The following is a 26,885-nucleotide window of genomic DNA, read 5'->3' as shown; positions in this document are numbered from 1 at the left end:
TTCCGGCGTAGCTCAGCGGTAGAGCAGTTGACTGTTAATCAATTGGTCGTAGGTTCGATCCCTACCGCCGGAGCCAATCTTCCCCTAAGTGGTTGATTTTGCTACAAGCCCGAAGTTCCCTCCGAGGGACTTCGGGCTGTAAGCGCAATTAGGTTGCACAACTGGTTGCACACAAGGTTGCCTCCCTGCTGATTGCGGACTTTTCTCTAACAAAGCGTTCTCCACTTCGAGGAGAGCTTATGTCTGCCCCGACCTACCTATACGAACAGTCCGATCGGTTCTATTATCGTCGGCGAATTCCGACCTTATCCACATGTAAGTCACCCCTCATGGTGTCGCTGGGGACGAAAAACAAAAACCAAGCGCATATCTGGTCTCTATCACTAACCAAAGAGTTCGAGACCGTGCTTAATTCCTTTGCATTCATCCATGATCCGATTCCGGACGCACTTGTGCATAAATTCATGCAGAGGCGCTTGAAGCAGTTCGTTGATGACCTGAAGCGACAGAGCCGGATGGCATGGTTCACCGGCCGCAAACATAGTTTCTCTGAATGTGATCGCTCAGCCCTTCAACATGCCTTGAAGACACTCATCAAGTTCGGGCCACATCACCCATTTCCAGTAGACGCCATCGATCCGGATTGGTCACCAACAGAACTTAGTCGCGTAATGGAGATTTTCGATCAGGAGGCCCGCAAGCTAAAATCTCCTGGCATGATGGATCACTTGGTTCGCGAATTCAAAGAAGCAACGGACTATGCCCCCCGTTCTGCCGAACATGACGCACAAATCATGCAAGCATACTTGAAATCTATGCTTGCCGCAGCGCAGCCCGAGCAAGAAGCCCGTCAACCCCGCTTGGAGCGAACAGAGGAATGCAATGCACCTGACGTTTCCGAGCAACCGGCAACGGTTGTCGCAAACGAGCCTGCACCTTTATTAACCCCAAGGGTAAACCTGATCACATCGAAACTCACCACTCGTCTCCTAAACGATCAGTTCGAAGCTGCAAAAGCCTGTAAAGAAGAGCTAGACCGATCAACTGAGAAAGACCCATTCGGTGTCGATTTCGCGGGGGTATGTGAACGCAGCATCAAACACGCACAGATCAACGGAACGATGGACAATAAGACCGCAGATGCCAGACGCTCCAAGATCAAACTCTTCTGTCTGTTAACAGGCGTTCAATTGGTGACAGAAGTCGAGCAGTACCACCTGAGAATTTTGGAGCGCAGACTCGCCGAGGTTCATAAGAACTTCATGCGGAGTCCCTCTCACCTCGACTTTACCTGGGATGACATCCAAGAGCTCGCCAACGCGTCAGCAGACGATGACCTTGGGCGCGCGCCGAAAACCTTCAACACTTATCTTGAGCAGGTGTCTGCAATCCTGAGCTATGCACAGGGAAACGAAGACACTTCGATCAACAGTAAAATTGATACGAGCAAGCTTCGAAAACCCGAGACGAAACGTGGAAGATCTAAGCGGGCAGCCTTCAAAGAAAAAGAAGTACAAGAGCTATTCAAACACCCAGTGTGGCAGGGTTGTAGGAATGAAAACAGGCGGCACGACAAGGGTGATTTGGTTCATAAGGACGGGTTGTACTACGTCCCAATGATCGTCGCATACACTGGTGGCAGGATGGAAGAAATCGCAGGCCTTACCGTCGATTCAATTATCGAAGTTGACGGTTCATATGGGCTTGATATTCGCCCACATGCCGAACGCCGACTGAAAAACCTCCAAAGTGAGCGCCTTGTGCCCATTCACGAGCATCTTATTGCCCAAGGCTTGATCGAGCATCGGAACCGCATGCGCTCCAAAGGTGAAACCCTTCTGTTCCCAGAACTGCGTCCAAAAAGCGAAAAGAAAAAGTTCATTTCGGCTTTACGATACAATTGGGAAAAGCTCCGCAGCCAACAGCTTGATGGAAATCCCAAAGGCCTAGACGGGCACAGCCTTCGACACTCATTCAACCAGTTTCTCAAGAACCAGAAAGACGTGAAAAAAGAGGTGCGTCTTGATATCCTCGGACACGCCGGCGAAGACCTAAACGAAGAGATTTATGGTGACGAAGAAGGCATGCCATTCGAAATGAAGAAAGCAGCGATCGACCTGCAACCGCGTTTGTTTTAGTAGCTTAGGCGTGGACGTCTTAGGGTATCACACGGCGGAGAGTTGCCGTTCGCTGCAAGTGCGAAGGCAACCCTGTCCACGTTCAAAGCGGACATTTATCCAAGCCAAAACGACCGAGGGCGAAACAATTGGCATTGAGAATGAAATTCGAAGTCCAATTCAGCTTCGTTTAAGTATCCAACGTTTTGGGAGTGCAATAAATTACCCAAGAGACTCTTGTCTATCTAAGAATACCATGGCGAAATTTAGCCTCCCATCATACTGACGAGTACTTGTTTATTTCATCGAAATAGAGCCTTTCGCTATCATCCTTGAAAGAGGATTTACTTTCTGTCAGCGCTGATAATTTCTGAAAAATGTGTGAATAAATAATCTTATGAACCTCATTCTGAAGATTGCCTCCGTCAGGAGCGTCCATCTCAACATCTTCTTCCAGAAATCGGTTAAGAAGATGTAACAACTCTCCTTTGTCAATTTCGTCTATTTTTCGCCATTCACTTGAGGAGTTCGCCAAAAAATATCCGCATCCCCCATCAATCTTTAAGATCTTCATAAGCCGCGCTCCGCTCCTCATAGGTCATAACTCCAGCCTCCAAGTTCCCAAGGAGTACGTCTCTCGTCGGAATTTCCAATCCGTCCATGGACACCAACCTTTTACTTGTTGGTGAGCCGGAAAAAATTCGCCATTTAATCTCCAAATTTGAAACCTCTTTTTGCGTGTAAAGAATGAAATCTGGCCGAATTGAAACGCCGACTGTGTTATTGTGAGTGACAACAACCACCGGCATCCTTCTCGATATCTCTTTGATTATTTCATTCACTTCCTCCTTCAGGAAGTGGTTATCAAAGGACGATTCTGGTTCATCGATGAGAAGTACGTCTGCAGAGCTTGCGCCTTGGATCCTGTCAAGTAAGAAAAACTCCGATCGCTCTCCTCCTGATGCTTCCATTCCATCCTTATTGAGGATTTTGTATTCGACCTTAGTCAGATACTTGCTAAAATCAGAAGCTTCGACTGGAGCTCCAATTTTCCGGAGCTCTTGAAGGTATTCATACGGCTTGTCATACTTTTCAAACGCGGCGCTGAAGGCTCTACTCGATCTTGATAGGTTTTTTAGCTCTCCGCTCCCCTTGAATGGTCCTACTTGTGCAACAATTTCGAAACTTCCCTTCTTCTTCCGAAGTGCAGTCTTGGGTTTCCGCGCAGCCTTTACCAGGGTTTCAAATCTTTCAACTGCCCTTGTGTTCTTTGCAATCTGAAGGAGATCGACGTCGGCCACACTGGGTGCTGATGACTTTCGTTGAAGTTTTTCTTTGATGTCATGAACTGCAGTGTTCACCCAATCCTTTTTGACGTTTAATTCCTGATGATCGCAGTAAATTCTCATGAGCTCCACGTACAAAGCTTTGAGCGCATCCAGATCTACATGCTTATCAATAACACCTCTATACTCCACATTGCTCACAAGCTGCTTAGTTGACGAAATGAGGCTTTGTAGACCTTTTAAGTCTTTCCGTAAAAACGGCTCTTCATTGTATATCTTGGCCTTTGAAAAAGCATCATGCCGACTCGTCTCGCGCGCATAATTGAGCAACGATGAAATGTATTGCTCCATAGTGAGCATATCTGCTTGGAGGTCGATATCAAGCATGTGCGTTACAGCATCCTGCAGGTCAGCCAGATAATCTCGCGCAAATAGACTGGTTTTCTCACTCAGGAAATCTTTGAAATTCTTCTCGTCCTCCGCCTCATTTCGTGAGACTAAGTCAAACTGGCGGATGTACCTTGTGTTTTCCGCACCGAACCAATCACAGATCTTTTGAAGGGTATGAGATTTTCCGGACGATCGATCGCCTAATATTACATTGAGTCCAGTTGAGAGCTTTTGCCCATCGGGGAAAATCTGAAAATGGCTACCTCCTCCCTCCCTGGAGATAGACACTTTGTCCCTATCCTTCAAAACATGCCGCAGGGAACCGAATGATAAGTCTTCACAATCGACATACGTATGTTTGGTTGGTGGGATAGTCAGGTCATCACTTACCCGACAGTCACTGAAAAAAACTGGCGTGAGCATCTCGGGGTCATTGCGGCACGCGATAAATTTCTTAGGGCTGCTGACTTCACCGCAGTGAATGTGCCCCTCAAATTTTTTCAGGGACTCGACGCTAATTTTTGGCTCTTTCAAATAGTGAGGTATAAGGATGTACTTTCGGAGATCTCCGAAAATTTCATGGAAACCTGCATACTCAAGAGGTACCCCACTCGCTTGCCACCTTCGTTCAACCTCCTCACATATTTGAGAAAAATCATCCAAATCCCGACCGTCCGCCAAGACGAGCATGTGACACTTTTCAACATCAACCTCAATTCCTGGAAGAACGAGTATTTCCAAGGCGGATTTGATTTCTTCGAATTGCTTCCTGGCAAAAAGGTTGTGATTTGTTACAGCTATGCAGCTCAGATCGGCTTCACTCACATATTTTTGCAGAACTTCCTTGCTAAACGAAAAATCCTGATCTTGGCTGCTGGATTTCGTGTGAATGTGTAAATCAATCTTTTTCATAAATCTTAACTCTTGCCACAAAGATGCGTCTTGCCTAAAGGACAAGCCAACTTGAGCTGGCTGGAACTATTTTCACGCATTCGCCCAAGGCGCGCTCAATGGGTCGTCAATCTTATTCTGCACCGCGAACGGCAGGTCGGCAACCATATGTTGTGTATTCAATGTTGAAACAGACCGCCGGTCGTCATTCTCTTGGTAAGAGTTCACCGCTATATTCCGGGCAACCGTAGGACCTCTCAAACATCACAATGGGCCGTTCTGGCCATTGCATGGTTTTGGCAATGTCAGACAGGCCAAAGCGCTTCTGCCTCTTTGGCTGGCTTCTTGAAGTCGTTCAGGTTTCGTTTGACGCTGTCGCCAACACAGGCGTCGTGGACGCTTTTTCTTTTCTTGGCACCCCAAGTCGCCGCGCGCGCTGCGAAGTGGCTCTTCTCGCTATGCCTTTCCCAAGTGACGACCTTAACCTGCTGGCCGCTTGGTAGTATTTTGAGCTGTCGGTTGAAGGTCAGAAGCGTGTCTGACCGACGCTCCTTTGCATCAAGGTAGTGATAGTGATACCCCCAGTGTCCGTGGATTTCCCTTTTAAGAAATTCCTTTAGGCCAGGGATAGTCAGGAAGAGGGCGAAAACGTTTTTGGGTAGGTCGGGAGCAACGACGACACGTTGCACAGGCTCAAGGTTTCCCCGCAGGAAGGGTATGAGTGGCCCGCAAATTTCTTCTGCTCCCAATGACCAGCTATCATCATGAACGGCTGGGAAGTTTTTTTGCCCTACCCACAAATCAAGATCATCCTGCGCCATAGTACTTTGTACTTCGCCGACCAGATCGTCGATTTCGCGGAGAAGTCCGCTAAACTCTTCTTCGAGGTTTTCTCGGGTGGAAACCTCGCGCCCCGCGAAACGGAGTTCTCGCAGTCTTTCGCGCTTCGAGACGATACTGCAAATGCATTCCCTGACTTTGTCTTGTCCGACAAAGCCCATCAATCGAATTTCTTGCTCATGACCGAAGTTATTCTCGCTCAAATATCATTGCCCAAGTCTGGTTGCGGAATGTGTTTATTACTAATGTAGAGCTTCTATTCGCTTCGCTCCCAATGCGTCCAGCACCTTTTTGGCGAACAGAATGAGCAAAGCTACGGAAGCTCTATCGGCGACTTGGTCGGTACTGCCAACTTCAACCGTCCGAAAATGCTGCGCTGTGGACGAAAGGCTGGTCTGGTGAGGCTGCACCGCAGCAAAGGCGTCTTTGATGAATGGAAGGAGTGGGCCGGGAGGTGCAAACGACCGATTTCTATGCACTACTTGTGCTGCCTGACATTTGATCTAATCTGCGACATATGGATCTGATTTACCCGATAAACTTCGTCGGCCACGATGAGTGGATGGACAGCGGATATGAACCTAAACTGGCGCATGGCGATGTGATCACTCGCGATGGCGAAGTTCTCGGAAGCTGGCGGGTTGTAGACTATGACCACGAAGACGAGTATTCGAGTGGGCAATTTGAGTTCTTTTTGGATGGGGAGAATGTTGTGAAGTTCGCTGAAGGCTTTGCAATGCTCGATGTCCGGACCAGTCGAGGGTTTGCGTTGTCAAACCTGACCAGAACCATCCGCGAATGGCACGAAAATGAATAGAAATGAGGACAAGGCTAGTTTTGCTTGCCTCGGTTGGGGATCGTTGATTTGGGAGCCCGGCGATCTACCCATTTCGCATGAGTGGCGTGAAGACGGGCCCAAGATGCCGCTTGAATTCGCGCGAAAATCGAATGATGGCCGCATGACTCTTGTTGTTTGCGAGCGGGGCACTGTGTGTCCGACGCTCTGGAACACTCTGTCATCTACTTCGTTAGAGGAAGCACGCGAAGCACTTGCCAAGCGCGAAGGCCTACCAAGCACAAAGAATGCGGCATTCTGGACTGGAGATGCTTCATCTGGTCATCATGGCGCAGAGCTTGTTGAGGCTTGGGCAAACAAACTTGGTTTCGCGGGCGTCGTATGGACTGGTCTACCCCCAAAATCACCAATCACTGAGCAGAACAACGATCATCCTTCTATTGAGGATGTCATCTCGCACCTCGGCGGTCTTTCGGGACATTCTTTCGCTAGGGCTGAAGAGTACGTTCGTAAAGCACCCGACCAGATTACAACCGCTTACAGAACTCGCATTGTCGAAGAATTTGGTTGGGGTTAACTGCCCCATCGGGGATTTTTAAGCCCAAGGTCAACTTTGAAGAAGCTGCAACGCAGCATCGGTCGTCACGACAATTGTCCGCTTTGGGCCGCAAGCGGACAATACCTTTTTTATCGAATCTTTGAAAATCGAAAACAAAACCCTAAACGACAATAGCGATCAAAGTGATCGAGCAGCTTAGCAAACCTATTCTTCGAGTCGCGTTTTTGCACTCGGTAGTTGTCCATATAGTCATTCCAATAACGGGCCAATCTCTTCATTTTTGTCAACTGCCCCCTCCCTCCAGCAACCTGGTATTTTCTCAATTTCGCCCATGAACTGTGCCCAGCCCGAGCAGGAGCCCTCTTGTTTCCCAGTAAAACTTCCATCGGCCAAATCGTGCATGACACGCTCTCCATGCGGGCCGGACACAAGCACCGCCGTTTGGTTGGAAACGAAAACCGCATCTGACAAGCTACGCCCCGCGGGCATGGAGAGCGTGAAATGGACCAAGCCAGAACCGTGTGGGGCCTCGAACGGTGTGAACATCTTCGCCGCTTCACGCCATGTGCGCGCAGGCAGAGATCATAACAGAAAGACTCTGCGTCGGGCTACCTCACACGCAAAGAAGCAAGGCAGGACGTGTTCGACTACATCGCGATGTTCGACAACCCAACACGCAAGCACACAAACAACGGCATGCTGTCGCCGGTTGACTATGAAATGAAACAGCAGCAAATGAACGAGGCAGGCGTCTAGGAAGCTAGGGGCACCTCAGTTTCGCCAAATCTATTATTCAAGACAAAGCATTCCAACCTTGAAGAAACCTATGATGGAAAATAGCATCAAGGTCTGGGCTCAGCCTTATTAGATATTTGAGGAAGAATTTAGTGTTTCAAACATTTAGTGAACAATTAGGCCTTTTCCTCAAGAATGGTATCATCTCTGTTGCAGAGGCGCTGACTCTTTCTGACAGCCGCCCTGGTCAGATTGCAGGTGTAATCTTTTTTGCCACCATTATATTTGCGATTTGGTACTTTATTCGATCGAGCCGCCAATTGAGTGCCATTAAAGTGCTGGACCAAAAAGTCAGAGCTTTTGAGGGAATTCCGGAATTTGCGGATGGTCACTCAGAACTCATCCATGAACTCCGAAATGACTATCGCAAAAAAGGCCCACGGGAAACGGTTTGGGAAGCTTTCGATGAGTTTAATGAAACCATCGTACTCGATGATGTAGACGGCCCTCTGAGGCTACGTAACTCGATCCGGCCAGCATCTTTCCTAAACGTCGATGACTTGGGATTTGGCCCGGGGGTTTTCCGCATATTGCCGAATACATTGGTCTCAGCTGGTTTGCTGCTGACATTTTTGGGATTGGTCGCAGCCTTGCACCAGTTTTCACAATCCATGAACGCTGGAACTGGGGGAATGGACAAGGCAATGCAGGACTTTATGCAGATTGCATCTGCTAAATTTGTCATGTCGCTTGTGGGCCTATTCTGCTCAATCTTATTCACGTTCCTGCTTCGCGCACGTCAAAACACGATGGATGCAGCCCTGCATCGCCTTTGTATCGGTATAGAACGACGTCTCGTTTTTGTCAGCTTGGAGGACATTGGATTTCGCCAACTGCGCGCTGCAACCGAACAACGCGAACATCTGCGCGAGATCGGCATGGGAATGGTCGCGGAGCTTCAAAAGCCCCTTGAGGCTCTGCCAGAACAAATCACAAGCGCTATCGCGGATCGGATGGATCCCATTTTTGACCGTGTCACGTCCATGGGTACAAGCAGCATGGAAGGAATGGTCGGGGATCTCTCTCAACAGCTCTCCCACTCTGTCGGGAACGCGTTGACCCGCGCCAGTGAGTCTTTGGGTGAGGCGACCGACCGCATAGGTACGATGGTTGATCGAATGAACTCAACCAACACTCAAGCAGGTGACGGGCTGCGGGATGCGTTGGATCAGATGGCACGCGCCATGGCTGAAATGCGCACCGAAGTCGCAGCCAGCGGTCGCACGGCATCCGAGGCAATGAATGAGGGGGCAGATCGCTTGTTGTCCGTCATGAATGACACGCTGGAAGGCATACGCGACAACACCGGCCAGGGAGCAGAAGCTATGCGCACTGCCGCAGAACAAATGCGGACCGCCGCCGAAGGTTTCCGGGACACTCTGGCCAACGCCAGCGAAGAAAGCAGTCAGGCCGCGAGAGACCGCATGGCCCAAACCAGCGCCGAAGCCGGGCAAGCAATTGAAAGTGTCGGAAAAACCCTGATGGACAGCTTCCATAAGACCAGCACGGATATCGCAAAGCTTGGCTCCGATATGGGGGGCGTTATCGGCGAAGAACTTTTGTCGCGGCTCGATACGATCAGTACACGGTTGGAGACTATGGCAGAGGCGGTGCAGCGCGGAGCGACCGGTGCCCAAAGTGCGGCGCAGGGCATGAACAGCGGCGCAGATGCGATACACGGTGCATCCGAAGGATTCCGCACTGCAAGCCAAAGCCTCGTATCTGCAGCCGATCCGATCCGTGCCTCGCAAGAGCGCATAGAAACAACCCTGCGCCGGGTTGGTGAACTGGTTGAAACTGTCTCCGAGACCCTGATGCAAAATTCAGCTTCTATTGCTGAGAATGCCACACATGTTCTTGATACCGCTCAAACCGCTCTTGGGAACGAACGGGAAGGTATCCGTCGTTCTCTTGAAGCAACACATGCCGCTATGTCACAACTTTCCAACGAAGCAGAGAAGCTTGACCAGATTGACGAAATGCTTGGCCGTGCCCTGACAGAGTACAATTCGCAACTGGAAGCTGCTCTCGGGTCGGCGCAAGATCACGTTGGACAAATGCGTGATGCCCTTGCTCCTGGTCTGGACACGCTCAAAAGCGTCGTTGAACAGGCCGAGGCCTTCCTTCCTGCACAGCGGCAGCGGCAAACATGAGAGCGCAGGCAAAACGCATACGGCACGAAGAGGAAGAAGAAAGCGCCTTCGTATCAATGACCGACATGACGGTCGGGTTCCTATTCATCATGATGATTTTGCTTGCATTTTTCGCGAGCCAAACACGAGAAACCGAAACGGTACCAATGAGCAGGTTCGAGAGCATGGTGTCCGAACGCGATGAGTGGCGTGCAACTGCAAAAGCGCAAGAGGCCACCATTACAGACCTCAAAGACCAGTTAGAAAAATTGAAGAAAGAGCGGGCAGCTCTTCTTCTCACCATCGAAAGAAAAGACGAGGAAATTTCCAAGAAGGATCAAACCATCTCCGAACTGGAAAAAGAAATTGAACGGTTGCAACAACGGTTGAAAGACCTGGAAATAGTCGACCCACTTGAGGCGTACCTGGCGCGAGTAACTCAGACAAGGCGAGAGATGTTAACGCGGCTACGAGACGCAATCAGGGCTGATTTCCCGGACTTGCAGATCGAATTAAGCGAAGAATCCGACGCGTTGCGCTTTCAGGGTGAAGGGCTATTTGCTTCGAACCGGTCAGATTTGGCCCGCGATAGACGCGACATCGTCGCCCGGCTCGCGCAGCGGCTGAATGAGGTACTGCCCTGTTTTACAATTGGTCAAGCATCGCAATTTGATCGCACATGTAACTCCGGATTTGTTATGATTGAGGCCGTCCAAATTGAAGGTCATACTGACAATGTTGGAACAGATCGGCTAAACCGTACGCTGTCAGCGGCACGCGCCAACAACACTTTCTTCGCCATGACACAAGCAGCCCAGGGGGTTATGGAGCACCTAAACCTGAAGAGTCAGCCCGTTCTTTCAGTCGCCGCATATGGGCCCGATCGCCCTGTCGCGCCCAACGACACACAGGAAGGCCGGGCAACCAACCGCCGGATTGACCTTCGCTTCATTATGGTGACGCCACAGGATACCGACGGGATAGAAGTAGTACGAGAGGCGCTGGAAAGCGTCGTGGACCAGCCATGAACACCCCCGAGACGACCCGCCCCCGTGAAACGACGCGAGCCTTACTACAACGACGCCAGTCTTTCCGCACACGGGCTCTACCACCGCTTGGTCAAATCAAGCGCTCCGTCGACAACATCCTGAGCCGCTGGCCGGATGTTGTCCGCACCCCAGAGGACCGGGATCGAGAAAAGCTTGCGCAAAATATGCGATTGCGTGTCTCTGAGTGGAACTGGGAAAACATTACCACCCAGAGGGTAATCTCGGCTGCGGTTGCAGTCTTTGACAAGGAACGCTGCAATCGGCCCGACCTAAGCGACGTGCGTGAATTTTACTTCGATGAAATCGCCACTCGTGAACCAGGGGCCTTTCTTGACGGCATGGTGGGTGTCTATCTGGACAGTTTCACGGTTGGCGCAGACCACACCCGCGATCTTGCAAGAACCCTGTCTGCCCGCGGCAGCGACTTGGGAGGGCGGCATCGGAAGTTAATAACTGCCCTACCCCAAGTATTCACACCTGATGCTGCGCCGAGAGGTTTGGCGCAACTCATGCTTGAAACAGACGATGCATATGCCAAACTTCAATCCATCGGATTGAGCAGTCCCCACACCTCTGGTCTGGCCAAAGCCGCACAAAAACTCTTTGTAAAATCTCTCGCGCCCGATCTTGCAAATACTTCAGCCCGTCATAAACTTTTCAACTGGCTGACCCCGCAAAATGGGCCAGTACTGCAAGCAGGTGCCGGTCCTGCGGTTGAGGCCCTATTGTCAGTCTGGCGCACAAAAACGCCCCCCGATGCCCTGCGCAATGAACTCAGCGAGGCAATCATCGCCGCTTGGAATGACCCGCGCCTGCACGCAGGCGGCATCTGGTCCGGCTTTGACCCCGATCTACGCGCGGTCCTTTTACGATGGTTGACCCATCAGGACATGAAGTTCTTCTGCAACATGGTCACAGCCACCCAAAACAGTCACATGTGGCCACCACGGCGCGATTTCTGGCTGAAGCTATACGACGACAAAATGATCGACGAGGCTTGGGTCGCTTTCGGGTCGGAGGCACGTCGGTATGCCGAAAATAATCTGTTGCGCGGTGACAAAACGGACATGAACCGACGGTTCGCACGGCAACTTGATCGCGGCGGCAGCACATCGCTGCTGATCATGCGCATTGGCAACAAAATAGTTGTAGATGGTTGCCACAACTACCGAACGCATATCTTCAAAATCGACGACACAAACGCCCCAGCCCTGTATAAGCGCCAATATTACTGCGACGACATTATGCGAGCATCCCGAAATTCGAAGCCTCACAACTCCATTCGAAATTGGTCACAGTGGGTTCTCCAACATGTCTGATAGCGCACCCAGCCCAATTGTTACCGACAACAACATCGAGATCCGCTTTCCACAGCAAAGACAAGGCATCCTCTCACGCCTGATCTCAAAGCCAACCGCACGCAGCTTTACCGATCTTGCACCCGAAGACCGCAACCTTCTGTTTGCAATCGGTGATTTGCGTGCATGGGCAGACATGCACCCCCAAGACGTTGAAATCACAACCGATCAGCTGCGCATCTCCCACAATGCTGCGGCCCAGCTTTCTGCTCCGTCTGCCGAGGTCCTTGGCCTTCCCGCGACAGTCGACCTGATGCTTAAAACCGATGTGACCGGCGTATTGGGACGTCCTGATTTTCGACTTCACTATGAATGGTCCCGTAATGGCTTGCGCGAAATCCCCAAAAGAACCGGCGCGATTTTACATACGTCAAATGGACCACGCCGCCTCCCCCTATGGATGAAGCGCGCTCTGGATCTGGCTGACACATTTGATGCGACGCAGCCCGTTGAACAGCACTGGCGTGCGCTGGCCGATTTTCGCCGCGCCATTGAACCCGAAGACGTTATTGAAAGCGAAATGCCCGCCAATAAGGACATGGCAGGCCTTTCAATGACAGCCTTTCTGCGGGGTCTTGAGGTACGCATCGCGGACAGGTTTTCAGTGTCCCCAGATGCCTCCCTAGGACAGTTTGAAATCGTACCCTATTCCGCACAACAGCTTAACGATGCAGGGCTTTCGGATGATGATATCTCTGAGCATAATGCCGAACTCTCGGGTGAGGCTTTGGCCGTGTTTCAACACCGTCTGCACGCGCGCGGTGCACGGCCAGCCTACCAGCTTGGCAATAATTCCTATCTTGTGATTGATAAGGGTGCCGCACCTGTTCTTGAAGAAATGCTGCGGGTACAAAACGCACCACGCGAAGAACGTCAGGCCTTTATCAAAAACCCGCGCGTCTTCATTACCGAGGCCGTGAACCGACACCTTGAACAGTCCGAAGCATTTCAGAATCTCGATGCCGCGGCACAAGAGGAGATGGTTGAACAGATTGCTGGGCCTGCGCTGATTGAAAGCCGTGAATATTCGGAACGGGTTACCGGCGTGGTCGTCTATGAGCGCCCACAAAACCAGATCGAGGGCAGCGGCACCACATGGCTACCAGAGGCCTTTGCCCAACATTTGGCAGAGGCAATTCACGCCATGCCAACCTCGGAGCTGCACACCCTACGGGATCACATGGCGGATGTCTTGGCAACCGGCAAGGATATACCGGCAGAAATCGCAGGAGAAACCGTGCAGATCACGCCTGCCCGACTTGCGGCAATAAATGGTGAGATCGAACACCGCGAAGCACAGGACGCTCCGGCTGACGCCCCAGAAGCAGCGCCAGAAACCGATGGCCCGATCATCCTCGATACGCTCGACAATTATAACGACCTTTCATGGAAAGCCAAATTTGCACCGCGTATTTCAACCGTCCCGACCGAATTGCCCGACTCCATCCGCACCCCCCTGCACCAACACCAATTAGACAGTTTCGATTGGGCACAAAAGGCCTGGAAAGCTGGGTTGCCCGGAATTCTGAATGCGGACGAACAAGGTCTGGGTAAGACGCTTCAGACAATTGCCTTTCTGACTTGGTTGAAAGAACACATGAAACAACCAGATGCGGCGAACCGTGGGCCAGTTCTAATTGTGGCGCCGACCTCGCTTTTGCGTAACTGGGAACAGGAGGTCGAACACCATGTTGAAGGGCGTGGCTTCGGATCTTTGATCCGTCTCTATGGCGGGGCGTTGGGATCTCAAAAACGCCGTGATGCACAGGGAACAGAAACGCAATCGGGCCTGCCACTGCTGGATCTCGACTGGCTGGATGAGGCCTTTGAAGACGGCCGTGCGCATCGATACTGGCTGCTCACCACCTATACAACACTTGCCAATTACCAACACTCCTTGGGCAAGATCCCTTTTTCAGCAATCGTGATGGACGAAATCCAGAATATCAAAAACCGCTCAACGCTTGCCTCAAAGGCCGTTGAGGCGATGAATGCCGATTTTCGAATTGGCCTGACCGGTACGCCCATTGAAAACGCAGCTATTGATCTGTGGACCATTATGGATCGTATCGCACCCGGCAGCCTTGGCTCTGGCGTTGAATTTCGCGAGCGCTATGCCGCGCCCAATGCTGAAAACATGGCCGAACTACACGCAAGAGTTTTTAAGGGCCGCGGAACAATGCCTCCCCTTGGATTGCGCCGCCTGAAGGAAGAAGTCGCGCGTGATCTGCCTTCCAAACGGCGCTACCTCCACCCACGCCTGATGCCCAAGGTTCAGGCAGATGCATATGACCTGGCGCAGCTGAAATTGGCCAATGGAGGCCCCGGTGCCGCGTTGAAAATGCTGCATCATATCCGATCAGTTTCGGTGCATCCTGGTGACACGGAAGCCACACAACCTGACCAGTTTATAGCAAAGAGCGCACGTCTCGACGCTGTCATCGACATACTGCGCAAGATCAAACAAGCAAATGAGCGTGTGTTGGTTTTCATCGAACACCGGGACATGCAGTTCCGTTTTGGTGAAATCGTGCGTCACATGTTTGGTCTTGAGAAAATTGACGTGATCAATGGCGATACCCCGATCCCTCGCCGGCAAGACATCGTGAACCGTTTTCAACAACATCTAAAGACGGATGGCGGTTTTGACATGTTGATCCTCGGCCCAAAATCAGCGGGCACAGGGTTGACCCTGACAGCCGCAACCCACGTCATTCACCTATCCCGCTGGTGGAATCCTGCGGTCGAAGAGCAATGCAATGACCGCGTACACCGCATCGGTCAAACGCAGCCCGTTTCCATTCATATCCCTATGGCGCTGCACCCGGAACTGGGTGCTCAAAGCTTTGACAGCCTGCTTCAGAGCCTGATGCAACGCAAACGGCGGCTGGCAGAACAAGCGCTTTGGCCTATGGGAGACAACAAAGCCGATGTGACCGGCCTCACGCAGGCAGTGGCACAGCCGAACCGTGGCCAACATGCGGCCATCGCAGACATTATGGTCGAACAGTTTAATCGGGACAGCTTGCCCCCTATCTCCCCCAATTCAGAGGGGGCTTACGAATTATGATGAACATGTAAACAAACACAAAAATGGATGTAACGCGCAGACTTGTCATCACCGCCCTCTGGATCCGCCACATTCTTGAAGATCGCAAAGATTGGGAGATGCGATCACAAGCGACCTCTATACGCGGGTGGTTTGGCTTGATCCAAAAAGGCAGCGGCCATGTCGTTGACCTTGCCCGCCTCGCCGATTGTGGGAAAGCACTCATCCCGTCAAAGAGGATTGCAAATATCAACCATCATCAAATTCCGGGGGATATGATCCGACGCGGTGAAGTCGCAAAATGGGTCATCCCTTGGAAACTCGCGGACATCATTCCTTTGGAGCGCCCTGTCCCCTACCAACATAAGTCAGGCACGGTCACTTGGGTTACTTTTTCCTCAGAGGAGACACGAGAACTGAACCGTCTTCGCCATGAGGCTGGAGCTTCATCCAGCTCGGGCATATCAACGCCAACCCGATCACTGCAAGAAAGCGTAAAACTCTCTGAGGTGGAACGCCCTATTGCGAAACCCGTCTCTAACAGATCGGCAAATGGTCCTGTACCACCTTTGCCAGAAGGCAAGTTTAGAGTTCTTGGCCGGAGCCGACTGACAGGTGGAAATGTACGGAACAATCACATCAATCTTTCAAATTTCTTGAATGCCTTCCCACAGGACGTGATTGGCGACAAAAACAAATCTGATGTAGCCCCACGGCAGATTGCGATTGACTGGGGCGGGCCTAAACCGATCCTGACCGATATAGATGGATCTAAATCTATCTTTCGGGGGCGCGGCTGGGTACGGCGTTTCTTTGAAGCATCGCAAGCGCAAGAAGGTAATTATGTGCAGGTCATACAGACCGCCCCTTACAAGGCTTCGGTTCGCTTGGAGCGCGGTGAGTGATTGGTGCAATAGGAACACTCTTCAGTCTAATCCCGTTTTTGAACAGCCTTATAAATCCGTGGGCCCGCCCATACTGCAAATCATCGGCATAACTTTATCCACCGGCTCAATAAAATTTTTCTTGCGCACTGGCAAAAATAGTAAATCGATTGTGGCACACCGTGGATTCGGACAGAATTCATGCCAAGTATACCCTTTAGATTCAATGCGTTACAGTTTAGGTTGCGATCCCTACCGCCGGAGCCAAAGATTTCAAGGGCTTGGCTGATTTTCAGCTAGGTCCTTTTGGTTTTTTAAAGTCTCTGGGGAAACACTGAATTCCAGTGTCTAATAAACTTTTTACCCTGGTGTCGTCAGGCCTAGCCTGTAACCTCAAAGCGAAAATCTGTTTGAAATCACCGCCCCAACAGGACGTGCCTATGTTGAGTGATGTCGAAAAAGTTCAGTTGAGTTCACGCATTATGCGCCTAAGAAATACAGAACCTTTATCCAAAACGACCGCAGCCGAATTGAGAGAATCTAACTTCAGCCAATTTTTCGGGAAAATATTAACTCAAGGGGCAACATCTAAAAACCCCCGCGCCAAACATGACGCGGGGGACGTGTGACGCCATAAGCGAGGGAGAAAGATCAAAACCCGCCTAGGTTTCTAAATTACGCCAATCAGCGTTCTGGCGCACAGTTGACCCGTTACGCGACCTTAATCACCCGCGATCACACCTACGCCTTTTCAAGTGTCGCCATTGGGCTCAGGGCATTGGGGTCGATACGCAGCTCGATAATCGCGGGCCTTTGCGCAACGCGGGCGCGAGCCAATGCATCCTTGAATTCAGCATCGGTTTCGACACCCTCTCCAAAGGCTCCGTAGCTTTTTGCAAGGGCTGCAAAGTCGGGATTCACCAAACTGGTTCCGCTTGGCCGCATCGGAAACTTCTTTTGTTGATGCAGTCGAATAGTCCCGTACATGCCGTTGTTGGAAATCAGCACAATGATGTTCGCGCCGTGTTCACAGGCGACACCAAACTCCTGCATACTCATTTGAAAACAGCCATCGCCGGCCAGACAGATAACCTCCCGATCAGGGCGTTCGATCTTGGCGGCCACAGCCGCAGGCAGGCCATACCCCATAGAACCACTGGTCGGGGCCAGTTGCGTGCGGTAGTCCCGATAGCGGTAATACCGGTGCAACCACGCCGAATAATTTCCCGCACCATTTGTCACAATCGCATCGTCAGACAGCACATCGTTGAGATGGCAAATGACATTTTCCATTTTGAGTGCACCAGGCGTCTCACAAGGGTTTTGCCATGCCTCGTAATTATCACGCGCAGCCTGTGTCCACTCCGAGCGCACCGCTGTCTCGGCATCCTGAAGGTGCGCATTCAATTGTTCGATAAATTGATCGGCATGTGCCGCAACAGCACACGTGGGGTAGTAAACGCGCCCCAATTCCTCCGGATCGCTATGAACATGAACAAGTTTTTGCGCCGGCACAGGCGAGGTCAGAAGCGTGTAGCCCCCTGTGGTCATCTCTCCGAGACGGGCGCCCAGACTGAAAATGACATCGGCTTCCCGCACAAGGGTGGCCAGCTTCGGGTTGATCCCGATCCCGATGTCACCGACATAATTCGGATGCCGGTTATCGAGAAAATCCTGACACCGAAACGAGGCGCCGACAGGCAGGTCAAGGCGCTGAGCCACCTGTGCCAAAGCGGTCGCGGCCTGTGAGGACCACTGCCCGCCACCAACAATAACCAATGGACGCTTCGCGGCTTTCAAGTGCGACAGGACAAGGTCGATATCCGTCTGTGCCGCGCGGCCGGACGGCAAACAGGCTTTAGGCACCGCCACCGCATCACAAGCGGAGGATAACATGTCCTCGGGCAGAGCCAGAACCACCGGACCAGGACGCCCCGACTGTGCGACACTAAAGGCACGCGCGACATACTCGGGGATCCGGTCGACCCGATCAATCTCGGCGGCCCATTTGGCCAAGGGACCAAACATCGCGCGGTAATCAACCTCCTGAAAGGCTTCGCGGTCACGTTGATCACTGGCAACCTGACCCACGAAAAGGATCATCGGTGTAGAATCCTGAAATGCAATATGGACGCCTGCGGAGGCATTGGTCGCACCGGGACCGCGGGTAACAAAGGCAACCCCCGGCTGACCCGTCAGCTTTGCTTGAGCCTCGGCCATCATCGCGGCACCACCCTCTTGGCGGGCGACGATATTTTGGATGCCTGCATCATAAAGGCCATCAAGTGCCGCAAGGAAGCTCTCGCCCGGAACGCTAAAAACGCGTTTAACGCCCTGATTTTCAAGTGCTTCAACAAGCACCTTTCCGCCGTGTCTCATCTGTCCCACCGTATAGTTCCTTTGATTCAGGCGAAATCCTTGCGATTTGCCAAACTGGTTGCCGCATTTTCAAATCGAATGCGTGTGGCTGTACGTGCGGTTTCCGGATCCATGGCCCGTATCGCTGTAACCACCGCCTCATGCTCTTTGATAACGGAGGCCTCAAACTCGCAGGCCGCCGCATTTTTCAGAAAGGCAGAGCGCAGATGGGTTTGGATATTGGTCTCGATCATATTGATGACATCGCAAAAGTACTCGTTTCCAGAGGCTTCAGCGATCAAGCGATACAAGTGCAATTCGGCATCCACGCGCGCCTCGAGGGCAGCATCCGGACCGATGTCATTCGCATGCATCACCTCCTGAAAGGCACCCTCGATAACATCCATCTGCGCGTCGCTTCGAAGTTCCGCAGCAAGGGCCGCGGCCCCCGACTGCACAAAGGTCCGCAATTGTAACAGCTTCACAATCTCCAACCGCTTGTCAAAACAGGCCGGGCTGATGCGAAACGATGTGCGCACAGTGCGATCGGCAACAAAGGCCCCGACCCCGCGCTTTGCGTCAACGACACCGTCAAATTTCAACAGCGACACCGCCTCGCGCACGACGGTTCGCGCCACACCAAAATTTGCGGACATCTCCGTCTCGCTCGGAAGCTTGTCACCGACTTCAAGGTCGCCACTTGTAATTGCCGCCATGATTGTCTGCGCAATTTCATCGGGAAGGCGACGGGGGCGCTCGATCGTATCGAATAAGGTGCCTTTTTTCATCGGAATTTGTTCAATCTGTTGTTTGTGCTGCACTCAATCGTAGGTGCTGCGCCCTCGGTTCGCAATATGATAACCATAAATAAGGTTGTCAGACAACTGTTTTAACGTATGGTTCATCCAACAAGGGAGATTCGCATGACAAAAAAGATCGCATTTGTTGGATTGGGCGGCATGGGCCGTGGCGTTGTGAAAAACATCGCATTGAAGGGCGGAGACGTGACGGCTTTTGATCTGGATGCTGACAAAATCACGCAAGCCGAAGGCTTTGGTGCCAAACGCGGGATTTCGCCCGCGCAAATGGCAGCAGATTGTGACGTTTTTGCCGTGTGCATCACCACCGCAGATGCAGTCGCAGACATGGCTCTTGGTGCGGATGGCGTTCTCGACAAAATGAAAAAAGGGGCTGTGTTTCTAGACCACACAACGGTCTCCGTCGCCCATGTCGACAAGATGCGCAAAGAATGCGAGGCACGGGGCATTCGGTACTGCGAAGCCCCGATGACCCGCACACCGATCCATGCGGATCGCGGCGAGGTCAATATTCTCTTTGGCGGCGAGGAAACCCTCATGGAGGAGCTGCGCCCCACATTCGATTACTATGCCGAAAACATATTTCACGTCGGGCCGGCAGGACACGCCGTCCGCCTCAAATTGATCCACAACTTCATTGCATTCGCCAATGTGGCCGCCTTCTGCGAGGGCTTCGCGCTTGCGGCAAACGAGGGGCTGGATATGTCAAAAGTCATCGGTATTATTTCGGCCGCTGGTGGCAAATCCGGCATGATGGATCTCTACGGCGAGAAAACACTGAAGCGCGATTTCACGCCGCACATGTCGCTCTCGAACGCCCAAAAAGACGTCCGGTATTACACTGAAATGCTGTCCGCATCCGGCCTGCCCGGCTTCATGGCGGACTCCGTTCATCAGACCTACGCGCTCGCCTCCATCATGGGGCATGGCGACGAAGGCTGCACAGCTGTCATCAAGGCATATGAGGAGCTAACGGGAGTGGTTGCCAGCCTTGATTGACGAATAAGACCAAAAAAACAGCAACTTAGGGAGGAACAATATGTTGCGCAATACACTCTTCACAGGGTTGGTCCTGACGGCCAGCCTGACAGCAGCACATGCACAAGAGGTCACGCTTCGCCTTGCGCATTTCGCCGCGGAATCCCATCCGGGACATGCCGCATCTGTGCAATTTGCCGAAAACGTAGCGGCGCGCACCGGCGGTGAGGTCAAGATCGAGCTTTACCCTGCGAACCAACTCGGCTCGCCACCCGAGCAACTTGAACAAACCATCCTTGGCGCAATCGATATGAATCTGCCCACGCATGGGGGGCTCGACAAATATGACCGTGCATTCGGCACCGCAATGACACCATTTGCATTCTCAAGTTACCAACATGCCCATACCGTACTGGATGGCGAGTTCACGGATTGGGTTTCGCCAAAACTCGAAGAGCAAGGCCTCGTGATGTTGTCCCACTGGGAATACGGGTTCCGCAACATCACCAACTCGGTCCGGCCAATCAACACCCCCGAAGACGTTGAAGGTTTGAAACTGCGCACCCCGCCGGAGCTGCAAATCGTCGCCGCGATGGAAGGCCTTGGCGCATCCACAACACAAATTGCATTCCCCGAACTTCCGAATGCGCTGAACCAGGGCGTCGTACAAGGACAAGAAAATCCGATCGGTGTCATTTATCACTACAACCTCAACGACTTCCAGGAGCACCTAGCGCTGACCCGTCACGTTTACAACGCGATGATCCACGTTGTGAACAAGGACAAGTGGGAACAACTGTCGCCAAACCAACAGCGCATTCTCCGTGAGGAAAGTGCAAAAGCCGGCGCCATGATGCGGGCCGCGGTGCAAGCGCAGGAGGCCGAGGAAATTGCGGGCCTGATCGAACGCGGCATGAAAGTGACCGAACCGGATCTCGCTCCGTTTGCGGCAAAGATGGGTCCCGCCCGTGCGCGTGTGGCCGAGTATAGCGGCCAGGAAAACATGGATAAGTTCCTGAACATGCTCGACTAACCCCCCTCAAAAACGGGCTCTCGTCCGGCCAGTCTCGTGCGAGAGCCTTTTTTGGCGCCCTAACCCCTGGATCAAACATGACAACTTTCCTCATCTTAGGCACGCTGGTCCTACTCATTGTCATCGGCGTTCCGATCGCCTTTGCCTTGGGCATCACGGCGGTCGGTTTTTACGTCCTACAGGGTGACTACTTCATCCTGACGATGCTGCCACAGCGGATGTTTGCGGCCACAACCAGTTTCACATTGCTCGCCATTCCGTTCTTTATTCTGGCGGGAAACTTAATGAACACGGGCGGGATTACCCACCGGATCTTCCGGTTCGCCGATGCCTGTGTCGGCCACATTCGCGGTGGCCTTGGACAGGTTAATGTTCTTGCCTCGCTCTTTTTTTCGGGCATGTCCGGCGCCGCCGTTGCCGATGCTGCGGGCCTCGGTCAGGTGGAACTCAAGGCCATGAACGAACGTGGCTATGATCCCGATTTCTCCGCCGCAATTACGGCCGCTTCCTCCACCATCGGGCCGGTATTTCCACCGTCCATTCCGTTCGTCCTCTATTCATCGATTACGGGCGTGTCCGTCGCAAAACTCTTTCTCGCGGGCGTTGTCCCCGGCGTGCTTATGGCCATCGCCCTGATGATCGCCGTCTATATCGTTGCGCGCCTGCACAAAATGCCCCGTCGTGATGGCATTGACTGGCGCGAAGTGGCCGTGAGTGGCCTCGATAGCCTGCTCTCGCTCATGACGCCGGTCATCATCATCGCCGGTATCTTCGGTGGCATTTTCACCCCCACAGAAGCCGGCGTTGTCGCCACCGCCTATGCGCTCGTTCTTTCGATGTTGGTTTATCGCGAAGTGAAGCCACGCGACCTGCCCGCAATTCTCTGGGACAGCCTCATTCACACAATTCGCGTGATGTTTGTCATCGCCTCGGCGGGGTTCTTCGGTTGGCTGTTGATCCAACAACGCATCCCCAACCAGCTTGTCAGCGCCATGCTTAACTTTTCAGACAACCCCGCGATCATTCTCGCAATCATCGTCGGCATCCTATTGATTTTGGGAATGTTTCTGGAAGGGATCGCCGTGATCGTATTGACGGTCCCGCTCTTTTTACCCGTGATTACCGAGATCGGGGTCAATCCAATCCAGTTCGGTGTGATTATGATCATGTGCTCCATGGTTGGCCTTTTGACGCCGCCGGTCGGCATGGTTCTATTCGCTGTCAGCTCCATCGCAGACATCACTGTCGGACGCCTCTCACGCGCGTTGGTTCCCTATCTTTTGGGCCTGATCATTGTGCTGCTTGCCGTCGTGACGATCCCCGCCATCTCCGTCTGGTTACCCAACCTGATTATGGGAGCGCAATGATGCAACAGATTGAAAACGCATTGGAATATGTCCTGCGCGTCATCGCCATGCTCTCGCTCGCACTTTTGTTCTGCCTGATCTTGATCAACGTCGCCGCACGCAGCTTTGAGCTGGCAAGCTTTGCATGGTTCGACGAGATCGTGCGCGGCTGTTTCGCCTATATGGTGTTCTTTGGCGCAGCATCGCTTTGGCTGAAACAGGATCATTTCCACGTCGATATTCTTGATGCCATGCTCGGGCCGGGAAAAGCCCGATGGGCATTGCGCAGCTTTGTGGCGCTGCTCTGTCTCGGATTCCTGTTCGTCATGACCTTTTACGGCGGGATTTTATTCAACAAAGCCAACGCCATGACGCCCATCCTTCAAATTCCGGAACGGCTGTTCTACGCAGCCATCCCGATCTCGGGCGCGGTGATGATGCTTCACTCTGTGAGACGCCTCATCACGGAAACCCTCAACACATTTTCAACAGGAGACCCGAACGTATGATTTATGATCATCGCACCTATACATGCCGCCCCGGCACGATCAAAAAACACATGAAACTCTACGAAGAGTTCGGTTGGGAACCACAATCACGCCATCTCGGATATCCTGCGGTGTATGCCGCGACCGAGACCGGCGACGTCAATTCCTATGTCCACATCTGGGTCTACAAAGATGCCGCAGATCGCGCGGCCAAACGTGCGGCAATGGCGGCTGATCCGGAGTGGCAAGTGTTCTTGAAAAAATCGAGTGAGGCCGGAAATCTGGTGTCTCAGGTCAACAAAATCTTGACCCCTGCCCCGTTTTTCAAACCATCGCAGGAGCCAAGTTAACGCATCGGTCAGTTGTTCAAAACGATGTGTTCGACAGATGGGTTTGTCATGAACGCGAGCAATGTTTTGGTCTCCTCGGCGTTTTGACTGCGCTGGGGAGAGGCAAGCGCCGCCTCCATGGCCCCGGCATCGACATAACGCATGTCGAGGATCAACTGCACATCATCAAGAGCGGGATCACTGCTCACCGGAAAGAGCGCGCTTACGGAGGAAATGCGTGGGAAATCATGGATGAGAGGGAGCATACGTGTTTCGAGATGTTCAATAAATGCGGGTCGATTTTCGACGCTTAAGGCGCCGCGAAAGAGGGCCATGCGAATGATCATTTTGAGGTTCCTTTTCGTGATCAGTTACGAGTAGCATTTTATAATATACAAATAAAGTCAATAACTTAGGGAGTAAATTTGATGGTTGTTTTGAAAAATATTGTTGTGAGTGTATCGATGTCGGTACTCGCCTCGACCGCCTTTGCACAAGAGTATCCGGCCAAAGATGTCACGCTGATTGTGCCATGGTCCGCGGGGGGCGGCACCGATACAATCGCACGCAGTTTGGTGGCCGATGCACAAGAGTGCTTCGGGGAAAATATCAACGTCGTCAACAAGACCGGCGCAGTCGGTGCTGTAGGCATGGGCGCGGTCACGACAGCCCGCAATGACGGCTATACGGTGGGTCTGATTACCTTCAACCTGTCAACCTATGGCCCTTTGGGTCAGGCCGATTTGAGCTACCGCGATTATGACTTGATCCAATTGATCAACCAAAGCCCGGGCGCCCTTTCCGTAGCCGCCGATTCCGAGTTTGAAACGCTTGATGATCTGATGACCTACAGCAAAGAAAACCCCGGTGTTGTGACCATGGGACACTCCGGGACCGGTGGCGCATGGCACCTCTCGGCAGCCCTTTTGGCCGCCGAACACGAAGCCTCTTTCAACTACGTTCCTTTTGACGGATCCGCCAATGTGCGCACGGCATTGCTCGGCAAACATGTCGCGGTTGCGGCCACGGGGATCGACGAGATGAAACAGCTGTTGGAAGCCGGAGAAGTGCGCATTCTTGCGGTCAACGCACGTGAACGCGCCGACGCTTTTCCAGATGTCCCCACGGTGGCCGAAGCGGGCTATGCTCTTGAGGCTCCCATCTACGACTGGCGGGGTCTTGCCGCACCTAAAGGGTTGGATCCGGAGGTGAAAACCGCAATCGTCAAGGGGTTCAAGGCGTGTTTCGAGTCCGACGCATTCCAAAGCCTCGCCAAAGAGCGCGGTCTGCCATTGACCTACAAAGACCCCGCAGAGTTCGAAACGTTCCTTGCAGAGTTGGAAACCGGTTTGGCCGCGGTGATCTCTGATCTGGGCTTGGGCAAGTGATCCCCCCCTCAAACAACACAGGCAGACCTCTCTTGGCGGGAGGTCTGCTTGACCCCGTCGTGTTGATCATTCTGGCGCTTTTATCCGCTGCGGCATTTCATCTGGCCGGTGATTTCAGCGACAATACCCCTAGCGGCGGCCACGTCTTTCCACGCCTCGCCTCCGGCACGGTGTTCGCAATGGCCATTCTGGCCCTTGTGCAATCGGTGCGATCTCGCCCCGTTGATCCGGCCACAACCGACGCAACCAAGCCGTTGGTTCTGGCCGCCATCAGTCTCGCGTTCTTGATGCTCATGCCGACGGTCGGTTACCCGTTGGTTGCCCCCATTTGGGTCGGGGCAACGATGTGGACCTTTGGGCTACGCAACCTCAAGACCCTTTTCATAATCGCGATCGGAGTATCCGCCATTGCATGGATCCTTTTGTCCCGACTGGCCTTTGCCCCGCCGCCTGCAGGTCTGTTCGACCGCTTTTTGTAACACCCGACACGACGGATACGCACTATGGAACTTTTCAATATATTCCACGGCATGGCGACGGTTTTAAGCGAGCCATCGATCCTGATGTATGTCTTTTTGGGCGTAATCGCAGGGGTTTTCGTCGGCGCGCTCCCCGGCCTGACGGCAACGACCGGTTGTGCGCTGCTTTTGCCGTTCACGTTCGGACATGACCCCCTACAGGGAATTTTGATGTTGGTTGGTGTCTTTTGCGGCGGGATCTACGGCGGATCTCTCTCTGCCATCTTGCTCAAAACACCCGGAACACCGGCCGCCGTTGCCACGATGATGGACGGCTTTCCAATGTCCGAAAAAGGTCAGGCGGGTCGCGCCATCGGACTGGCCACTGCGGCTTCATTTATCGGCGGGACCATAGGGGCGCTCGTGATGACGGTCCTTGCGCCAAAGCTCGCACAGCTCGGCCTTGCTTTTGGCCCACCGGAGTTTTTCGCGTTGACCCTTTTCGGATTAACGATGATCGTCGCTGTCTCGGGAGACAACCTCGTGCGCGGTGTTCTGGCCGCCGCAATCGGCCTGTGGATCACCACGGTCGGCTTTGACCCGATAGCCGGATCGTCACGCTATACATTCGGTATTCGCGAGCTGTTGGGGGGCGTTGAGTTGATCCCTATTCTCGTCGGCCTGTTCGGCGTCACCCAAGTTTTCATGCGGGTCGAAAAGCTATTGGTGTTCCCGAAAGCCATCGCGGGGGAACGCTACTTTCCACGGCGCTCGGATCTACTCGCAACAAAGTGGACCGCGGTAAAATCCGCTCTTATCGGCGTTTTTGTGGGCTCTGTTCCCGGTGCAGGCTGTGACATCGCGGCCTTTGCCGCCTATTCGGAACTCAAGCGCAGCGAAGGACCGGACAACACCCTTGGAACAGGAAACCCCAAAGGGATTGTCGCTCCGGAAGCGGCCAATAACGCCGCCACAGCCGGGGCGTTGATCCCGATGCTGTCACTCGGGGTCCCCGGCGATGCCGTCACGGCCGTCTTGCTCGGGGCGCTGACCATTCACGGCTTTGAGCCCGGTCCGGTGTTTTTCACAACCAATCTCGATTTGATTTATGCACTGTTCGCAGGCGTGATCCTCGCGCAATTCGCACTGTTGATTGTGGGCCTGAGCCTCACCGGTCTCTTCGCCCGGCTGATCCAGATTGATCAACGGATCATGATGCCCGTGATCCTGTTTTTGTGCATGATCGGGTCTTATTCCATGCGCTACAGTCTTTTCGATATGTATGTTGCTCTGGCATTCGGGTGCGTTGGCTATGTCTTTGAAAAGGTCCGCATTCCGCTTTCACCGCTTCTGCTTGGCGTGGTTTTAGGCACCCTGTCCGAGCAAAATCTACGGCGGTCCTTGATCATGTCGCATGGTGATGTCCGGATATTTCTCCAACGTCCGATTTCTCTCGGCCTCACCCTTGCAGCACTCATTGCTGTTGTCTTGATGGTTCTTCGCACGCGGCGCCCGAGCGCCGGGATGCGCACGGGGTGAGCGC

The 26,885-nt window shown here is 52.9% G+C and carries 24 protein-coding genes, 1 tRNA gene and 1 pseudogene; 19 read left to right on the top strand and 7 right to left on the bottom strand.

All coding sequences use genetic code 11. The features are described 5' to 3' along the window. Position 1 precedes the first annotated feature (1 nt). Positions 2 to 76: transfer RNA gene (locus ACN0Q0_RS12980), tRNA-Asn, on the top strand. A gap of 163 nt (positions 77 to 239) precedes the next feature. Then, positions 240 to 2,138, top strand: coding sequence for a site-specific integrase (locus tag ACN0Q0_RS12975; RefSeq protein WP_417243821.1), 1,899 nt, complete (start codon positions 240 to 242; stop codon positions 2,136 to 2,138). Positions 2,139 to 2,394: 256 nt separating this feature from the next. Here ACN0Q0_RS12975 and ACN0Q0_RS12970 read toward each other — a convergent pair whose 3' ends face one another. The 3 genes from ACN0Q0_RS12970 to ACN0Q0_RS12960 all read right to left on the bottom strand — a co-directional run bounded on the left by ACN0Q0_RS12970 (position 2,395) and on the right by ACN0Q0_RS12960 (position 5,727). Continuing rightward, a complete protein-coding gene (locus tag ACN0Q0_RS12970) occupies positions 2,395 to 2,691 on the bottom strand; it encodes a hypothetical protein (RefSeq protein ID WP_417243820.1) in 297 nt (98 codons plus the stop codon). Continuing rightward, positions 2,672 to 4,705 carry a hypothetical protein gene (locus tag ACN0Q0_RS12965; RefSeq protein WP_417243819.1) on the bottom strand — a complete coding sequence of 678 codons (2,034 nt, stop codon included), beginning with the start codon at positions 4,703 to 4,705 and terminating at the stop codon, positions 2,672 to 2,674. Before ACN0Q0_RS12965 ends, ACN0Q0_RS12970 begins: the two co-directional genes overlap by 20 nt. A gap of 284 nt (positions 4,706 to 4,989) precedes the next feature. Next, the gene (locus ACN0Q0_RS12960; protein WP_417243818.1) at positions 4,990 to 5,727 is read right to left on the bottom strand and encodes a hypothetical protein; all 738 of its coding nucleotides are present in this window, start codon (positions 5,725 to 5,727) and stop codon (positions 4,990 to 4,992) included. A gap of 314 nt (positions 5,728 to 6,041) precedes the next feature. Here ACN0Q0_RS12960 and ACN0Q0_RS12955 point away from each other — a divergent pair, with 314 nt between their 5' ends. Further along, positions 6,042 to 6,341: a hypothetical protein gene (locus ACN0Q0_RS12955; RefSeq protein ID WP_417243817.1), complete on the top strand. Its 300-nt coding sequence runs from the start codon at positions 6,042 to 6,044 to the stop codon at positions 6,339 to 6,341. Next, positions 6,334 to 6,897, top strand: coding sequence for a hypothetical protein (locus tag ACN0Q0_RS12950; RefSeq protein WP_417243816.1), 564 nt, complete (start codon positions 6,334 to 6,336; stop codon positions 6,895 to 6,897). The genes ACN0Q0_RS12955 and ACN0Q0_RS12950 overlap by 8 nt, the downstream gene beginning before the upstream one ends. A gap of 231 nt (positions 6,898 to 7,128) precedes the next feature. Here ACN0Q0_RS12950 and ACN0Q0_RS12945 read toward each other — a convergent pair whose 3' ends face one another. Then, positions 7,129 to 7,281, bottom strand: coding sequence for a hypothetical protein (locus ACN0Q0_RS12945; protein WP_417243815.1), 153 nt, complete (start codon positions 7,279 to 7,281; stop codon positions 7,129 to 7,131). A gap of 207 nt (positions 7,282 to 7,488) precedes the next feature. Here ACN0Q0_RS12945 and ACN0Q0_RS12940 point away from each other — a divergent pair. The 7 genes and pseudogenes from ACN0Q0_RS12940 to ACN0Q0_RS12910 form a co-directional block, all read left to right on the top strand. Then, a pseudogene (locus ACN0Q0_RS12940) lies at positions 7,489 to 7,635 on the top strand (IS3 family transposase); the annotation flags it as partial. A 131-nt stretch (positions 7,636 to 7,766) separates the two neighbouring features. Next, the gene (locus tag ACN0Q0_RS12935; protein WP_417243814.1) at positions 7,767 to 9,827 is read left to right on the top strand and encodes a hypothetical protein; all 2,061 of its coding nucleotides are present in this window, start codon (positions 7,767 to 7,769) and stop codon (positions 9,825 to 9,827) included. 56 nt (positions 9,828 to 9,883) lie between these two features. Further along, the gene (locus tag ACN0Q0_RS12930) at positions 9,884 to 10,834 is read left to right on the top strand and encodes an OmpA family protein (protein WP_417243813.1); all 951 of its coding nucleotides are present in this window, start codon (positions 9,884 to 9,886) and stop codon (positions 10,832 to 10,834) included. After that, entirely contained in the window at positions 10,831 to 12,174 is a 1,344-nt protein-coding gene (locus tag ACN0Q0_RS12925; protein ID WP_417243812.1) for an EH signature domain-containing protein, read from the top strand. The genes ACN0Q0_RS12930 and ACN0Q0_RS12925 overlap by 4 nt, the downstream gene beginning before the upstream one ends. Next, positions 12,167 to 15,283 carry a DEAD/DEAH box helicase gene (locus ACN0Q0_RS12920; RefSeq protein WP_417243811.1) on the top strand — a complete coding sequence of 1,039 codons (3,117 nt, stop codon included), beginning with the start codon at positions 12,167 to 12,169 and terminating at the stop codon, positions 15,281 to 15,283. Before ACN0Q0_RS12925 ends, ACN0Q0_RS12920 begins: the two co-directional genes overlap by 8 nt. 23 nt (positions 15,284 to 15,306) lie before the next feature. Further along, entirely contained in the window at positions 15,307 to 16,167 is an 861-nt protein-coding gene (locus ACN0Q0_RS12915; RefSeq protein ID WP_417243810.1) for a hypothetical protein, read from the top strand. Positions 16,168 to 16,586: 419 nt separating this feature from the next. Next, positions 16,587 to 16,775: a hypothetical protein gene (locus ACN0Q0_RS12910; RefSeq protein ID WP_417243809.1), complete on the top strand. Its 189-nt coding sequence runs from the start codon at positions 16,587 to 16,589 to the stop codon at positions 16,773 to 16,775. Between the two features lie 112 nt (positions 16,776 to 16,887). On the opposite strand, the gene ACN0Q0_RS12905 is transcribed toward ACN0Q0_RS12910, so the two are convergent. Together ACN0Q0_RS12905 and ACN0Q0_RS12900 are read right to left on the bottom strand one after the other, a co-directional pair. Continuing rightward, complete coding sequence (locus tag ACN0Q0_RS12905) at positions 16,888 to 18,525, bottom strand: thiamine pyrophosphate-binding protein (RefSeq protein ID WP_417243829.1); 1,638 nt, start codon at positions 18,523 to 18,525, stop codon at positions 16,888 to 16,890. A 26-nt stretch (positions 18,526 to 18,551) separates the two neighbouring features. After that, positions 18,552 to 19,292, bottom strand: a complete 741-nt coding sequence (locus ACN0Q0_RS12900) for a FadR/GntR family transcriptional regulator (RefSeq protein WP_417243808.1) — start codon at positions 19,290 to 19,292, stop codon at positions 18,552 to 18,554. Between the two features lie 135 nt (positions 19,293 to 19,427). Between ACN0Q0_RS12900 and ACN0Q0_RS12895 the strand changes: the two genes are divergently transcribed. The 5 genes from ACN0Q0_RS12895 to ACN0Q0_RS12875 all read left to right on the top strand — a co-directional run bounded on the left by ACN0Q0_RS12895 (position 19,428) and on the right by ACN0Q0_RS12875 (position 23,517). Then, positions 19,428 to 20,321 (top strand): NAD(P)-dependent oxidoreductase, encoded by an 894-nt coding sequence (locus ACN0Q0_RS12895; protein ID WP_417243807.1) that lies wholly within the window; start codon positions 19,428 to 19,430, stop codon positions 20,319 to 20,321. Between the two features lie 40 nt (positions 20,322 to 20,361). Beyond that, a complete protein-coding gene (locus ACN0Q0_RS12890; protein WP_417243806.1) occupies positions 20,362 to 21,333 on the top strand; it encodes a TRAP transporter substrate-binding protein in 972 nt (323 codons plus the stop codon). A gap of 77 nt (positions 21,334 to 21,410) precedes the next feature. Continuing rightward, positions 21,411 to 22,700 carry a TRAP transporter large permease gene (locus ACN0Q0_RS12885; protein WP_417243805.1) on the top strand — a complete coding sequence of 430 codons (1,290 nt, stop codon included), beginning with the start codon at positions 21,411 to 21,413 and terminating at the stop codon, positions 22,698 to 22,700. After that, positions 22,697 to 23,188, top strand: a complete 492-nt coding sequence (locus tag ACN0Q0_RS12880) for a TRAP transporter small permease (protein WP_417243804.1) — start codon at positions 22,697 to 22,699, stop codon at positions 23,186 to 23,188. The genes ACN0Q0_RS12885 and ACN0Q0_RS12880 overlap by 4 nt, the downstream gene beginning before the upstream one ends. Next, a complete protein-coding gene (locus ACN0Q0_RS12875; protein ID WP_417243803.1) occupies positions 23,185 to 23,517 on the top strand; it encodes an NIPSNAP family protein in 333 nt (110 codons plus the stop codon). The genes ACN0Q0_RS12880 and ACN0Q0_RS12875 overlap by 4 nt, the downstream gene beginning before the upstream one ends. An 8-nt stretch (positions 23,518 to 23,525) precedes the next feature. Here ACN0Q0_RS12875 and ACN0Q0_RS12870 read toward each other — a convergent pair whose 3' ends face one another. After that, on the bottom strand, positions 23,526 to 23,843 hold the full coding sequence (locus tag ACN0Q0_RS12870; RefSeq protein ID WP_417243802.1) for a hypothetical protein: 318 nt from the start codon (positions 23,841 to 23,843) through the stop codon (positions 23,526 to 23,528). An 81-nt stretch (positions 23,844 to 23,924) separates the two neighbouring features. Here ACN0Q0_RS12870 and ACN0Q0_RS12865 point away from each other — a divergent pair, with 81 nt between their 5' ends. The 3 genes from ACN0Q0_RS12865 to ACN0Q0_RS12855 are packed head-to-tail and all read left to right on the top strand — an operon-like array spanning position 23,925 to position 26,881. Next, on the top strand, positions 23,925 to 24,884 hold the full coding sequence (locus ACN0Q0_RS12865) for a Bug family tripartite tricarboxylate transporter substrate binding protein (RefSeq protein WP_417243801.1): 960 nt from the start codon (positions 23,925 to 23,927) through the stop codon (positions 24,882 to 24,884). A 32-nt stretch (positions 24,885 to 24,916) separates the two neighbouring features. Then, entirely contained in the window at positions 24,917 to 25,363 is a 447-nt protein-coding gene (locus tag ACN0Q0_RS12860) for a tripartite tricarboxylate transporter TctB family protein (protein ID WP_417243800.1), read from the top strand. Positions 25,364 to 25,387: 24 nt separating this feature from the next. After that, positions 25,388 to 26,881, top strand: a complete 1,494-nt coding sequence (locus ACN0Q0_RS12855; RefSeq protein ID WP_417243799.1) for a tripartite tricarboxylate transporter permease — start codon at positions 25,388 to 25,390, stop codon at positions 26,879 to 26,881. The last annotated feature ends 4 nt before the right edge of the window (positions 26,882 to 26,885 follow it).

Origin of the sequence: Celeribacter sp., from assembly GCF_048259695.1 — a bacterium.
Lineage (GTDB): Bacteria > Pseudomonadota > Alphaproteobacteria > Rhodobacterales > Rhodobacteraceae > Celeribacter.
Note: the sequence above shows the minus strand (reverse complement) of the source record. Positions and strands in the feature narration are given on the sequence as shown.

Coding starts and splice junctions, on each gene's coding strand:
- ACN0Q0_RS12925 (WP_417243812.1), top strand. CDS start 10,831: ATGAACACCCCCGAGACGACCCGCCCCCGTGAAACGACGCGAGCCTTA.
- ACN0Q0_RS12885 (WP_417243805.1), top strand. CDS start 21,411: ATGACAACTTTCCTCATCTTAGGCACGCTGGTCCTACTCATTGTCATC.
- ACN0Q0_RS12950 (WP_417243816.1), top strand. CDS start 6,334: ATGAATAGAAATGAGGACAAGGCTAGTTTTGCTTGCCTCGGTTGGGGA.
- ACN0Q0_RS12870 (WP_417243802.1), bottom strand. CDS start 23,843: ATGATCATTCGCATGGCCCTCTTTCGCGGCGCCTTAAGCGTCGAAAAT.
- ACN0Q0_RS12880 (WP_417243804.1), top strand. CDS start 22,697: ATGATGCAACAGATTGAAAACGCATTGGAATATGTCCTGCGCGTCATC.
- ACN0Q0_RS12855 (WP_417243799.1), top strand. CDS start 25,388: ATGGAACTTTTCAATATATTCCACGGCATGGCGACGGTTTTAAGCGAG.
- ACN0Q0_RS12945 (WP_417243815.1), bottom strand. CDS start 7,281: ATGCACGATTTGGCCGATGGAAGTTTTACTGGGAAACAAGAGGGCTCC.
- ACN0Q0_RS12900 (WP_417243808.1), bottom strand. CDS start 19,292: ATGAAAAAAGGCACCTTATTCGATACGATCGAGCGCCCCCGTCGCCTT.
- ACN0Q0_RS12965 (WP_417243819.1), bottom strand. CDS start 4,705: ATGAAAAAGATTGATTTACACATTCACACGAAATCCAGCAGCCAAGAT.
- ACN0Q0_RS12955 (WP_417243817.1), top strand. CDS start 6,042: ATGGATCTGATTTACCCGATAAACTTCGTCGGCCACGATGAGTGGATG.
- ACN0Q0_RS12915 (WP_417243810.1), top strand. CDS start 15,307: ATGGATGTAACGCGCAGACTTGTCATCACCGCCCTCTGGATCCGCCAC.
- ACN0Q0_RS12895 (WP_417243807.1), top strand. CDS start 19,428: ATGACAAAAAAGATCGCATTTGTTGGATTGGGCGGCATGGGCCGTGGC.
- ACN0Q0_RS12905 (WP_417243829.1), bottom strand. CDS start 18,525: ATGAGACACGGCGGAAAGGTGCTTGTTGAAGCACTTGAAAATCAGGGC.
- ACN0Q0_RS12930 (WP_417243813.1), top strand. CDS start 9,884: ATGACCGACATGACGGTCGGGTTCCTATTCATCATGATGATTTTGCTT.
- ACN0Q0_RS12865 (WP_417243801.1), top strand. CDS start 23,925: ATGGTTGTTTTGAAAAATATTGTTGTGAGTGTATCGATGTCGGTACTC.
- ACN0Q0_RS12875 (WP_417243803.1), top strand. CDS start 23,185: ATGATTTATGATCATCGCACCTATACATGCCGCCCCGGCACGATCAAA.
- ACN0Q0_RS12970 (WP_417243820.1), bottom strand. CDS start 2,691: ATGAAGATCTTAAAGATTGATGGGGGATGCGGATATTTTTTGGCGAAC.
- ACN0Q0_RS12920 (WP_417243811.1), top strand. CDS start 12,167: ATGTCTGATAGCGCACCCAGCCCAATTGTTACCGACAACAACATCGAG.
- ACN0Q0_RS12890 (WP_417243806.1), top strand. CDS start 20,362: ATGTTGCGCAATACACTCTTCACAGGGTTGGTCCTGACGGCCAGCCTG.
- ACN0Q0_RS12910 (WP_417243809.1), top strand. CDS start 16,587: ATGTTGAGTGATGTCGAAAAAGTTCAGTTGAGTTCACGCATTATGCGC.
- ACN0Q0_RS12975 (WP_417243821.1), top strand. CDS start 240: ATGTCTGCCCCGACCTACCTATACGAACAGTCCGATCGGTTCTATTAT.